Raw genomic sequence first — 11,492 nt, 5'->3', positions numbered from 1 at the left:
AGTACCATTCTGAGCGCTTCAGCCGCTTAGAACCGAATTGAGCAGCGGTTCCTTAGCGTTAATACTGAGTGAGACAAAGAGATGAAAAAGCATGGCAGAGCCAGTGGGTCAGTCTTGCTGGGCATTTTCACCGGCCCTGATGTGACAGGCGACTTCGTCAATATCTTGGTGGCGCACATCCATACCCTTGACTAGGTAGATTACATATTCCGCCAGATTGCTGGCATGGTCGCCAACTCGCTCTAAGGAACGCAGCATCCACATGATGCTCAGTATTGGGGAGATCGAACGGCTATCTTCCATCATGAACGTCATGAGGGAGCGCATGGCAGCCCGGTATTCGCTATCGACACCCTCATCTTCACGGGCCACTTTCAGGGCCAGGTCGGTATCTAAATGGGTGAACGACGCTAGCGAATCGCGAACCATCCGACACACATGCTCGCTGATGAGCCGTACTTCGACAAAACCGTGGTTTCCTGAGTTCTTGTCGATCAGCTCCAGCGCGTTGCGGGCAATCTTACTGGCCTCGTCGCCAATGCGCTCGAGATCCGACGTGGCGCGGGTGACTGCTAACACAAGGCGTAGGTCCGTAGCCGCTGGTTGACGGCGCAACAGCACTAGAGTGCATTCGTCGTCGATGCTGATCTGCATGTCATTTACGCGGCGGTCGTTAGCCACCACCTGTTGAGCTAGCACCGTGTCTGCTTCAAGTAGCGAGCGTGTCGCATCCTGCACCTGCTTTTCTACCAGTTCCCCCATGTCCATCAGGTGCGCTTTTAACGCCTCCAGCTCCTGGCTGAATTGACGGGAGATATGCTGACTACGGGGTTCGTCCGTCATGCTCATCGATGGTTCTCCAGTGATGCCTCATGGCGACATGAAAAGGTCACGTCACAGTGAGTGTCAAAAGGTAGCGGTGCAATGTTTCAGTCTGATGAAGCTCGGTGAATATTGCGTTCCAGTTACCAGGTGGCGTGGGGAAGCACCACTAGGTGACAGCAGGTTATCTGATAAGCATGTGAAGAAGGCGTGCAGTGTGACGGGTGTTCAGAGAGCGTGACGATAGGTTTTTGGGATTGTCATGAGGTTGTCATCTTTGTCGGGCATCTTCGGTGTCGCGAAAGGACGAACCTCTCTCTTATCAAGGAGCACCTTCCATGAGCCGTACCTTAAGAAATCGCGCTATCAAGACAACTGCCATTGCTGCTGCCGTTATCGGTATTGTTGGGGTGGCTCAAGCCCGTGACCAGGTCCGTATCGTAGGTTCCAGTACGGTGTATCCGTTCTCAAGTTATGTGGCCGAAGAGTTCGGTGCAATCAGCGACTACCCGACACCGGTTATTGAGTCCACCGGCTCTGGTGGTGGTTTGCGCCTTTTTTGTAACGGCGTCGGTGAGGGCACTCCGGACATCAGCAATGCGTCTCGCCGTATGAAGCCTTCCGAGTTTGAGCGTTGCGCAGAGAATGGTGTCACCGATATTACCGAAGCCTTTGTTGGCTACGACGGTATTGCCTTTGCCCAGTCTGGCGCTAACCCAGCCATGGACGTAACGCGTGAACAGCTCTTTATGGCGCTGGCCGCCAAGGTGCCGGTAGACGGTGAGCTGGTCGACAACCCTTATAAAAAATGGAATGAGATCGACGCTTCCTTGCCGAATCGTGAGATCGCTGTTTATGGGCCGCCGACGACTTCTGGTACCCGGGATGCCTTTGAAGAGCTGGTGATGGAAGCTGCCTCTGAGTCGATGAGTGCTTATGGCGGTGAGGGATTCACCGATATCCGCGCTGACGGTGCCTATATCGACTCCGGGGAGAACGATAACCTGATAGTCAGGCGTCTTGTCGAGAACACCAATGCCTTTGGCATCTTTGGCTACTCTTTCCTCGAAGAGAATGTCGATAGCCTGCAGGGTTCAAGCATCGATGGGGTGGCGCCGACTCCTGAGGCGATTGGTAGCGGTGAATACCCGGTATCACGTTCGATGTTTTTCTATATCAAAAACCAACACGCCGATGATGTGCCGGCCATGTATGACTACGCTGATCTGTTCATGAGCGAGCAGATGGTGGGCGAGCTGGGTTACCTGAAAGGAATCGGCCTGATTCCGGCGGGTGAGAAGCTGCGTGGCGAAGCTCGTGGCGTAGTTGAAAGCCGTACTGCACTCGAATTGAGCGATCTGAACTAAGCGCTATTGCCGCTGCGTCAAGCGGACCGGCACCTCGATGAGTGCCGGTCCTTGGCGGCGTAGAGAGTCAGGTTTAAGCGTCATCTATGGATGATCACTTCGAGAGACAACTATGCACTCTGATCAACTTCTTGCCCTGTTCAGCGCCATGTTAGTGGCACTAGGGCTGGTCGCTTTCTTTACGGCGCGTGCTAAGGCCACCAAGGTACGCACTAGCGGAACACCAATGACTGCCCAGCCAGATCAGTATGGCTGGTTTGGTGTATTGTCCACTGCCGCGCCTGCGCTAGTAGTCAGCTTGGTTGGCGCAGTTATCATGTTGCTGATGGGGGCAGAGATCCCTGTTGCCATGTTGTTAGTGGTCAGTATTGTCGTGGCCTGCTTAGGCTTGGCGTGCGGGCTTATTATGGTCAAACCCGAGTTTCATGCGCGGCGTGCTATTGAAGTATTTGTGCGCTGGATGTTGGCGGGTGCCACTTTAATTTCGATTTTGACCACGCTGGGTATATTGGTTTCGATTATCGGTGAAGCGCTGCGCTTCTTTCAGGTGCAGGGTTTCTGGGGTTTCATTACTGGCACTGTCTGGAATCCAGGAGCCAGCTTTCTTGAAGCTGCTGGTCGTGGAGAAGAGGGCGCCAGTGCGGCCCAGTTCGGCTCATTGCCGCTGTTTGCCGGTACGTTCATGGTCACGGCAATTGCCATGTTGGTGGCCATTCCGATTGGCCTTCTGTCGGCAATTTACATGTCTGAATTTGCCACGCCGCGTATACGCGGCATTGCTAAGCCGATGCTCGAAGTATTGGCCGGCATACCTACTGTGGTCTATGGCTTCTTTGCTGCTATCACTGTCGCGCCACTGATTGTTGCTGCTGCTCAGGTGTTTGGCCTTAAAGCGGATTTCAACAACGCCCTGGCCCCGGGCATTGTCATGGGCATCATGATCATTCCCTTCATTTCTTCCTTGTCCGATGACGTCATCAGCTCGGTGCCTGACAGCATGCGTCAAGGTGCGTTGGCACTGGGTTTGACCCATGGTGAAACGATTTGGGACGTGGTGGTACCTGCTGCACTACCGGGCATCATTTCTGCATCGTTACTGGCAGTTTCCAGGGCGCTGGGTGAAACCATGATTGTGGTTATGGCGGCGGGCATGCTGCCCAACCTGACGGCTAATCCGCTAGAAAACATGACCACAGTAACGGTGCGTATTGTTGCTGCGCTAACCGGGGATCAAGAGTTTGCCAGCGCCGAGACACTGTCTGCCTTTGCCTTGGGGCTAGTGCTGTTTGTGGTCACGCTGACGCTCAACCTGGTGTCGGTGATCATGATTCGCCGTTTTCGTGCAAAGTACCGGATTAGCAATCTTTAAGCCGAGGAATCACTGAAATGACACACTCTTTTGATGATATCAGTGCTCAGCTTCGGCGGCGGCATCGCAAGACACGCTGGCTGAAAGGGATGTCGATGGGGGCACTGGGTCTTGCTGCTCTTTTTTTGGTGTTCTTTTTCACCGACATGCTGCTCAAGGGGCTGCCAGCTTTCTCTCAGGCCCAAATAAATGTTGAGGTGGACTACAGCGAGCAAGCTAGCCAGATGCCGATGGCGGCGGTTTCTGAGGAAATTCGGCCATTGGTCAGTCGCGGTTATTTACGTCTGATTCCCTCTCGAATGCGAGACAACCCTGGGCTTCAGGGCTCCACACGTAGTGAGTGGGTGCTGGCTGACAGTCAGGTAGACCAGTACTTGAAAGGGCATCGCAGCAAACTGAGTGAGCGCAACAAGGCGCTGGTGGATCAGCTGCGGGCCGAGGGGCGAGCGGAGCTGCGCTTCAACATACGCTTCTTTACCAGCGGCGACTCCAAGATGCCGGAACTTGCAGGTATTGCCTCGGCCGCCGTGGGGACCGTGCTGACCCTGATAGTTACTCTGGTGGTGGCATTTCCGATTGGCGTGATGACGGCAATCTATCTGGAGGAGTTTGCGCCGGATAACCGCATGACCCAGCTGGTCGAGATCAATATCAACAACCTAGCGGCGATTCCCTCGATTCTGTATGGCCTGCTGGGTCTGGCGATCTTCATCAACGTTTTTGGTGTGCCGCGCTCTTCGCCGCTGGTCGGCGGGTTGACGCTGGCGCTGATGACATTGCCGGTGATTATTATTTCTACTCGCACGGCGCTGCGCAGCGTGCCGGACTCGATTCGTCATGCCGGCTTCGGCGTTGGCTGTTCGCGCTGGCAGGTGGTGCGTGACCATGTCTTACCGCTGGCGATGCCCGGCATCATGACTGGTGCGATTATTGGTTTGGCTCAGGCCATGGGTGAAACCGCACCGTTGATCATCATCGGCATGGTGGCGTTCATTCCCGACATCAGCAGCTCATTTACCGATGCCGCCACGGTGATGCCTGCCCAGATATTCACCTGGGCAGGAGAGCCGGGCCGCGCCTTCATCGAGAAGACCTCAGGCGGCATTCTGGTCTTGCTGGCAATACTGATCACGATGAATACAACCGCTGTCGTGCTTCGCAAGCGTTTTGAGCGGCGCTGGTAGCCCATGCCAGCAGGTGGTGAAACAGAGGACAAACGAGCATGAACCTGAACATGAGCCTGAATATTCCTGTATCACACAAGAGTTTATCGTCCATGAACCGACCTTCAAGCGGTGAGCCGGTGAATCGTAACCTTAGCGACAACCACTCACTTGGTGTGAGAGTGCGTGATCTGGATCTTTGGTACGGAGAGTCCCAAGCGCTAAAGTCTATCAGCCTGGATATCTACCAAAACAAAATTACTGCGCTGATTGGTCCTTCTGGCTGCGGAAAGTCGACATTCTTGCGCTGTTTGAATCGCATGAATGACCTGATTCCCGGCGTTCGCATCAAAGGGCTGGTCGAGATGGATGGCCGCGATGTGAATGATTCGAAAATGGATGAAGTCGCGTTACGCCGCCGTGTTGGCATGGTGTTTCAAAAGCCTAATCCGTTTCCCAAGTCGATCTTCGAGAATGTTGCCTATGCGCCGCGTATGCACGATATCGTTAGCCGCAAGGCCGATGTGGAAGCATTGGTAGAAAGCGCGCTGCGTGATGCGGGTCTGTGGGAGGAGGTCAAAGATAAGTTGCACCAGCCGGGTACGTCACTTTCCGGTGGCCAACAGCAGAGGCTGTGTATCGCGCGCGCTATTGCCGTGCAACCAGAAGTGATTTTGATGGATGAGCCGACGTCAGCGCTGGATCCTATCTCTACGGCGACGATCGAAGACTTGATGGACAGGCTTAAGCGTCGTTATACCATCATTACGGTAACGCACAACATGCAGCAGGCAGCACGAATCGCCGATTACACCGCCTTCTTTCACTTAGGCGAAATGATCGAATATAACGATACCAAGGCAATGTTTTCAACGCCGCATACCAAGAAGGCTGAAGACTATATTACGGGTCGCTATGGTTAAAAAAAGCCGTCTGCTAGTTCTGCTTACAGTGACGTTTTCTGGGCGTTTTTACTACTGGGCCTGACCTCATTTGGTGGCCCAGTGGTGCATCTAGGCTACTCTCGTACAGAGTTTGTCGCGCGGCAGCGTTGGCTCTCTGGACAAGACTGTGCCGACTTGTTGGCGCTTTGGCTACTGGATTTATCCAGCCAGTGTAAGGCTGGTGACGGCGAAGGCGTAGCCGATGATGCCGCCAGCGATAACGTCGCTGACATAGTGCAGGCCGAGACCAACACGCGACATGGCAATCAATAGCGCCAGAGGGATCATCCAGGGAAGGAGTAGCGGTGCATGTGCGGCAGTCAGTACGCAAAACATCACTGCGTGCATGGTGTGGCCGCTAGGAAAACTATAGCGGTCACGGGCAGGCTCCAAGCAAGAGATGCTTGTGTTAAAGGTAATGAAGGGGCGTTCGCGACATAACCGAGTTTTAATGAATCGATAAACTGCAATCGCTAATAGTGCAGTGATGCTGTACTGCAGAAGGTAGGTAAAACCATCTGTTTCCTGTATCCAAGGTTGTGCAACAATTAAGGCTACCCACACGGGCCAGTCACCGAGCTTGCTGGCCAAACGTAATGTGGCTAGCCAAGGGCGATAAAGGCTGAAATGAGCAATGCGCTGACAGAGCCGCCATTCCATTAGGTCAAGGCGCTCAAATGCTGCAAGGGTGCGCGCTTTCATGGAGATTCTCCTGGGCCTGTTGAAGAACGTTGAGAAAGGTATCGGCGATAGCCGGCCAGCGGTATTCAAGAGCACGTTGACGCGCCGCGTCACCGAGCTGGGTATAACGTTGGGGTTGTTGGCAGAGCGTGACAGCTGCATGGTGGAAGCTGGCGTTGTCTCCTGGGGGTATCGCCAAACCATTACGTTCATGATCGATCAGTTCTGCCGCTGCGGCATGCTTAAAGGCCACCACTGCTAGGCCGCTAGCCATGGCCTCTAGCACCACATTGCCCCAGGTTTCAGAAAGCGAGGGAAACAGAAATAGATCGGCGCTCGCATAATAAGAAGGCAGGGATTCGTGTGGTACGAAACCGATGAAGTGCGCATGTGGTAGCGTGCGCTCGAGCCGTTGTCGCGCGGGCCCATCTCCGATGATGACTAACGCCATGTCAGGGCGAGAGTCGAGTAAAACGCGGTAGCTTTCTTCAAGTAACGCGAGGTTTTTTTCAGGCGCGAGGCGCCCTACGTAGAGGGCGACAGGCTGGTGGCTATCGACACCCCATTTTTCGCGCAATAGTAAGCTACGCTGGCGGGGTGAAAACTGTTCGGTATCGATGCCGCGCCCCATCACCGTCAATCGCTGAAAGCCTTGTGCGGCTAGCGATGTTGTTAAGGCCTGAGTTGGCGCGAGTGTCGCTGTGCAGCCGTTGTGAAAGCGGCGCAGCATGTTGAGCACTGCTGGGGCTAGCCAGGGCACATGATAGTCATGGCAATAGTGGTCAAAGTTGGTGTGCCAGCCTGCTACCACAGGAATGTTCAGGCGTTGGGCAATACTGCGGGCTGACCAGCCGAGAGGGCCCTGTGTTGCTAGGTAGACCACCGTGGGTGGCTGCTCTTGCCATAACCGTAGTAAACGACGCGGAGCGGGCAGACCAAGGCGAACTTCGCGGTAGCCGGGAAGTGTTATGCCACGCACCAGCAGTTCTGACTGTATTTCAAGCTGCTTTTTTGAATAGCCCGCCTGACGAGGTCGGACTAGCTGCAGGATTATTCCGCGGCTGTGCAGTTGGTTAGTGAGGTGGCTGAGGGTGTGAGCAACACCGTTGATGTCGGGCGGCCAAGTTTCGCTGACGAGACAAATACGCATGAGATTTTCCTTGTCGTTGGTCGGCCAAACCGATTATCCCTCAGTCTATTGAGGCCCAATGACAGGATGGTGACATTCTCATGGTAGAACGGTGACAGAAAGTGCATAGTGGCGCTGCATGAATTGCCAGCGATGTCGCTGGCAATTCACGTTGGCAACGTCAAGAGTGGCGGTCAGTCGCGCTCAGTGGAAGGCGGGCTTATCAGGCGCTGTTGAGGGAATACGCAGCGAAAGGTGGCACCTTGCCCCAGCTGGGAAATGATCTCCATTTGTGCTTCGTGGCGTAGCAACACGTGTTTGACGATAGCAAGCCCAAGTCCAGTGCCGCCGGTGGCGGTGCTGCGGCCTTTGTCTATGCGATAAAAACGCTCGGTAAGTCGCGGTATATGTGCCGCGGCAATTCCTTCCCCGTTGTCTTCTACTTCCACACATGCGCTTTGGCCCAGGGTTCTCCAGCGCAGCACAATGTGGCTTCCCGGTCCCGAGTAGCGCACGGCATTGAAGGCCAGGTTGGATATGGCGCTATGCAGTTCCTGTTCGCAGCCCATGAGGTCATGCGTGCTGTGTATCTCCAGGCTGATACGCTGCTGGCTATCGGACAATGCCTCAGCGTCACGGCGAACGGTCTCCAGCAGGCTGGCAAGGTTAATACGTGTATCGGTGCCGCTGCGCTCATTGTTTTCCAGCCGTGACAGCATCAGTAAGTCATTGACTAGGTTCTGCATGCGCACGGTTTGCTTTTGCATTTGCGTCACGCCACGCCCGAGTCTTGGCGGCAGCACCTCGGTCATGTCTTGATAGAGCTCCAAGTAGCCAGTCAGCACAGTGAGCGGTGTGCGTAGCTCATGGGAGACATTGGCGACGAAGTCACGGCGCACCTGCTCCAGACGATGCAAGCGGGTAATATCACGCGCCATCAGCAGGCGTTCATCATTGCCATAAAGGGTAATCTGGCACTGCAGGATCTGCTGCTCGTTGACGGGGGAGGTCAGCGTCAAAGGATCGCGATAATCCAGCGCATGAAAGTAGTCGACGAAGCGTTCATCGCTCAGCAGGCGGGTAATGTGCTGGCGCCGACCCTGAAGGCAGTCAAGCCCCAGCATGCGCTCTGCTGCACTGTTCCACCACTCTATATAGCCTTGCCTGTCGAGCATGACCACGCTGTCGCGCATGGCCTCTGAGGAGTCCTTGATGCGTGATAATGTATCTCGCAGACGCCGCTGAGTGACCTGCTGAACCTTTTGGTAACGGTCGAGGCGGTCGAATAGTGCACCCCAAACACCATTACCCACGAGGGGTTTGTCGTGGGTGGGCTGGGTCAGCCAATGATGCAGTGCGTAAAGTTGGCGAAGCTGGTAGAAAATATAGCTGCCCAAGCCGATAGCAATGCCTGCGCCTACAGCAGAAAACAGCCAGCCAGCCAGTGCGCCAAGAGCGCACAGAATGGCCAGGTGGCCCAGTTCTCGTTGCCAAAGTCGTGTCATGATGGGCCGGGCTCAGTATTTTTCCGAGAAGCGATAGCCCGTGCCACGCACGGTCTGAATCAGCTGCTGATGGGGCTCGCCCAGTGCCTTGCGCAATCGGCGGATGTGTACATCGACCGTTCGTTCTTCGACATAGACATTGCCACCCCAGACCTGATCAAGCAGCTGGCCACGGGTATGGACGCGCTCCTGGTGAGCCATAAAAAACTGCAGCAGACGGTATTCGGTAGGGCCAAGTTCCAGCGGCTTGTCATGACTGCTGACACGATGACTGACAGGATCAAGCACCAGACCCTGCACTTCCACTACCTCATCAATACCATGCGGTGTGGCACGTCGCAGTACTGCTTTTAAACGTGCCATCAGTTCACGGGGAGAAAATGGCTTGGCGATGTAGTCATCGGCTCCGGCTTCCAGCCCCTGAACCTTGTTGTCCTCCTCCCCCTTGGCCGTCAGCATGATGATCGGAAGCCCGGCGGTGATTGGGTCACGCTTGAGGCGGCGCGTCAGCTCGATGCCACTGGTACCTGGCATCATCCAATCAAGCAGTACCAGATCGGGGCGCTGATCAATGATCAGTGCATGAGCTGTTAGAGCGTTATCTGCTTCCAGAACACGATAGTCAGCCATCTCCAGCGTCAGGGCGATCATTTCTCGAATCGGTGCTTCATCATCGACAATCAGAACAGTCTTTGCTGACATTTCAGGCTCCATGTCCAGGCCGTAAGTAATGCGGTTTGATGACGATAGCAACATTTTTTTGTGACAGTAGTGTGACAAGGTGCTGATGGCTACTAGCAGGTCAGGGTCGTGACCGGCCCATGCGTACCACCAACACCACGCCGGCGATGGTCACGGCCATGCCGATCACTGACAGTAAGGGCAGGCGTTCATCAAACAGCCACCAGGCCTCAAGTGCTGTGGCCGGTGGCACCAGGTAGAATAGGCTGGCGACTCGCGAAGCTTCGCCACGCTCAATCAGTGTCATCAGCAGCAGGATGGCACCGATGGACAGCCCCATGGCCAACCACACCAGCGCCATGACGAAGCTCACGGACCACTGGATCTCGCCGGTCTCGAACAGCAGCGCACCTAAACTAAGCACGACACCGGCACCGAGATACTGCGCCACGGCACCCCCCAGTAGCGGCTGGCCAGGACAGTAACGCTTCTGATAGACAGTGCCCAGGGTGATACCGAGCAGGGCTACCCCGATCCAGGCCAGCGCGGCCGTGCCAAACCCCGTAAACAGCTGCTCGCCGGGATCAAGGGTGCCGGTCAGCACCATGCCGACCCCGACAAGCCCCAGCACCAGACCCAGCCACTGTAGCGGGGTGGCACGCTCGCCGAGCATCGGGCCAGCCAGCGCTGTGGTCAGTAGCGGCTGTAGTCCGACCAGCAGTGAAGCCAGCCCTGCCGGCATGCCCAGTTCGATGGCGTAGAACACCCCGCCCAGATAAGCGCCATGCACGAGCAGGCCGGATACAGCCAGCTTTCCCCAGCTGGCAGCACCTCGTGGCCATTTGTTACCCAGCACAAAAACCAGCGGGATCAGCACGACCAGGGTCAGCAAGAAACGTACCAGCAGAAAGGTGAATGGTTCGGCATAGGGCAGGCCGAAGCGAGCACCGATGAAGCCGGTACTCCACAGCAGCACAAATAGTACCGGCATGGCGTACAGCCAGATGTTGTGGCGGTTATTGTTGTGAAAAAAGGCCGGTGTCATAGGGAAAAGCAAGCTCCGTGCGGGTAAATATATCGGGGAGGTATCTCGGGTTGGCAGAGTAACGCTCAATTTTCCATGAGTAGGCGACGACTTACCAATATCCAGCTTATATTCAGGCGCAATGTACACTTTGTTATCCGAAGTCATGGAACCCTTCCGCCTTTTGAGTATCACAAAGGCTGCACGATACAGATATATCCATGTTTTTCTGGAGGTAGCATGCAACGATTGACCACTTTTCTCGCCGCCGCCCTGCTTAGCACTGGGCTTGTGAGTGGCGTGGCCTACGCGCAGCAGGATACAGCTACAGCCGGTGGGGAAGTTCAGACGCAGGCGCAGGCATCCAGTTTCTCAGACCAGCAGCTGATGAAGTTTGCTGATGCCTCTAAAGAAATTGCCATGCTCAACCAGGAGTATGCAGGACGTTTGCAGAATACTGACGGGGATGAAGCCCAGCAGCAGATACGCCAGGAGGCCAACGACAAGATGGTCCAGGCCGTTGAGGCTCAGGACATGAGTGTTGAAACCTTCAATGGCATCGGTGAGGCGATTCAGAGTGATCCCGAGCTGTTGAAGAAAGTCCAGGAAATGGCTCAGGCTCAGTAAGGCAGGGTTTCTTGGGCTACTTAGCGCGCAAGCGGGCCGAGCTGGCTTGCGCCTGTTGCTTGGAGCGTTGCATCTGCGCTACGTTTCATTAACGATATACGGAGGGCTGCCCTGGGCGGGCCTCCGTTTTTTTATCCCCGCGCTTTCCTGCTGTGGACGAGGGGCAGCTTTACGGCCTTG

11 protein-coding genes and 1 pseudogene are annotated in these 11,492 nt (G+C 55.3%); 6 read left to right on the top strand and 6 right to left on the bottom strand.

Features of this window, described 5'->3' with window-relative positions; genetic code table 11:
• Positions 1 to 108: 108 nt before the first annotated feature.
• The gene (gene phoU / locus ACTH3D_RS10645) at positions 109 to 849 is read right to left on the bottom strand and encodes a phosphate signaling complex protein PhoU (RefSeq protein ID WP_441667062.1); all 741 of its coding nucleotides are present in this window, start codon (positions 847 to 849) and stop codon (positions 109 to 111) included.
• Between the two features lie 311 nt (positions 850 to 1,160).
• Here phoU and ACTH3D_RS10640 point away from each other — a divergent pair, with 311 nt between their 5' ends.
• The 5 genes and pseudogenes from ACTH3D_RS10640 to ACTH3D_RS10620 form a co-directional block, all read left to right on the top strand.
• A complete protein-coding gene (locus ACTH3D_RS10640) occupies positions 1,161 to 2,189 on the top strand; it encodes a PstS family phosphate ABC transporter substrate-binding protein (RefSeq protein WP_441667060.1) in 1,029 nt (342 codons plus the stop codon).
• A 112-nt stretch (positions 2,190 to 2,301) separates the two neighbouring features.
• The gene (gene pstC, locus ACTH3D_RS10635; RefSeq protein ID WP_441667058.1) at positions 2,302 to 3,558 is read left to right on the top strand and encodes a phosphate ABC transporter permease subunit PstC; all 1,257 of its coding nucleotides are present in this window, start codon (positions 2,302 to 2,304) and stop codon (positions 3,556 to 3,558) included.
• Between the two features lie 17 nt (positions 3,559 to 3,575).
• Complete coding sequence (pstA, locus tag ACTH3D_RS10630; RefSeq protein ID WP_441667056.1) at positions 3,576 to 4,742, top strand: phosphate ABC transporter permease PstA; 1,167 nt, start codon at positions 3,576 to 3,578, stop codon at positions 4,740 to 4,742.
• A 92-nt stretch (positions 4,743 to 4,834) separates the two neighbouring features.
• Complete coding sequence (gene pstB, locus ACTH3D_RS10625) at positions 4,835 to 5,644, top strand: phosphate ABC transporter ATP-binding protein PstB (protein ID WP_441667064.1); 810 nt, start codon at positions 4,835 to 4,837, stop codon at positions 5,642 to 5,644.
• 30 nt (positions 5,645 to 5,674) lie between these two features.
• Positions 5,675 to 5,812, top strand: a pseudogene (locus ACTH3D_RS10620) (chromate transporter); the annotation flags it as partial.
• 12 nt (positions 5,813 to 5,824) lie between these two features.
• On the opposite strand, the gene ACTH3D_RS10615 reads toward ACTH3D_RS10620, so the two are convergent.
• From ACTH3D_RS10615 to ACTH3D_RS10595, 5 genes are all read right to left on the bottom strand, one after another.
• On the bottom strand, positions 5,825 to 6,367 hold the full coding sequence (locus ACTH3D_RS10615) for a phosphatase PAP2 family protein (protein ID WP_441667055.1): 543 nt from the start codon (positions 6,365 to 6,367) through the stop codon (positions 5,825 to 5,827).
• Entirely contained in the window at positions 6,339 to 7,496 is a 1,158-nt protein-coding gene (locus ACTH3D_RS10610) for a glycosyltransferase family 4 protein (protein WP_441667054.1), read from the bottom strand. The genes ACTH3D_RS10615 and ACTH3D_RS10610 overlap by 29 nt, the downstream gene beginning before the upstream one ends.
• A 173-nt stretch (positions 7,497 to 7,669) precedes the next feature.
• Positions 7,670 to 8,980: a phosphate regulon sensor histidine kinase PhoR gene (phoR, locus tag ACTH3D_RS10605; protein ID WP_441667053.1), complete on the bottom strand. Its 1,311-nt coding sequence runs from the start codon at positions 8,978 to 8,980 to the stop codon at positions 7,670 to 7,672.
• A gap of 12 nt (positions 8,981 to 8,992) precedes the next feature.
• On the bottom strand, positions 8,993 to 9,682 hold the full coding sequence (gene phoB, locus ACTH3D_RS10600) for a phosphate regulon transcriptional regulator PhoB (protein WP_441667052.1): 690 nt from the start codon (positions 9,680 to 9,682) through the stop codon (positions 8,993 to 8,995).
• Between the two features lie 100 nt (positions 9,683 to 9,782).
• Positions 9,783 to 10,706: a DMT family transporter gene (locus ACTH3D_RS10595; RefSeq protein WP_441667051.1), complete on the bottom strand. Its 924-nt coding sequence runs from the start codon at positions 10,704 to 10,706 to the stop codon at positions 9,783 to 9,785.
• Between the two features lie 219 nt (positions 10,707 to 10,925).
• On the opposite strand from ACTH3D_RS10595, the gene ACTH3D_RS10590 reads away from it, so the two are divergent.
• Positions 10,926 to 11,312 (top strand): DUF4168 domain-containing protein, encoded by a 387-nt coding sequence (locus ACTH3D_RS10590; protein WP_441667050.1) that lies wholly within the window; start codon positions 10,926 to 10,928, stop codon positions 11,310 to 11,312.
• Positions 11,313 to 11,492: the final 180 nt, after the last annotated feature.

Source organism: Halomonas sp., from assembly GCF_052095765.1.
Classification (GTDB): Bacteria; Pseudomonadota; Gammaproteobacteria; order Pseudomonadales; family Halomonadaceae; genus Halomonas.
This window is presented reverse-complemented; position numbering and strand designations above follow the sequence as displayed.

Bases quoted from the DNA above. Each gene is read 5' to 3' on its own strand.
- phoU (WP_441667062.1), bottom strand. From the start codon at position 849: ATGAGCATGACGGACGAACCCCGTAGTCAGCATATCTCCCGTCAATTC.
- ACTH3D_RS10640 (WP_441667060.1), top strand. From the start codon at position 1,161: ATGAGCCGTACCTTAAGAAATCGCGCTATCAAGACAACTGCCATTGCT.
- pstC (WP_441667058.1), top strand. From the start codon at position 2,302: ATGCACTCTGATCAACTTCTTGCCCTGTTCAGCGCCATGTTAGTGGCA.
- pstA (WP_441667056.1), top strand. From the start codon at position 3,576: ATGACACACTCTTTTGATGATATCAGTGCTCAGCTTCGGCGGCGGCAT.
- pstB (WP_441667064.1), top strand. From the start codon at position 4,835: ATGAACCGACCTTCAAGCGGTGAGCCGGTGAATCGTAACCTTAGCGAC.
- ACTH3D_RS10615 (WP_441667055.1), bottom strand. From the start codon at position 6,367: ATGAAAGCGCGCACCCTTGCAGCATTTGAGCGCCTTGACCTAATGGAA.
- ACTH3D_RS10610 (WP_441667054.1), bottom strand. From the start codon at position 7,496: ATGCGTATTTGTCTCGTCAGCGAAACTTGGCCGCCCGACATCAACGGT.
- phoR (WP_441667053.1), bottom strand. From the start codon at position 8,980: ATGACACGACTTTGGCAACGAGAACTGGGCCACCTGGCCATTCTGTGC.
- phoB (WP_441667052.1), bottom strand. From the start codon at position 9,682: ATGTCAGCAAAGACTGTTCTGATTGTCGATGATGAAGCACCGATTCGA.
- ACTH3D_RS10595 (WP_441667051.1), bottom strand. From the start codon at position 10,706: ATGACACCGGCCTTTTTTCACAACAATAACCGCCACAACATCTGGCTG.
- ACTH3D_RS10590 (WP_441667050.1), top strand. From the start codon at position 10,926: ATGCAACGATTGACCACTTTTCTCGCCGCCGCCCTGCTTAGCACTGGG.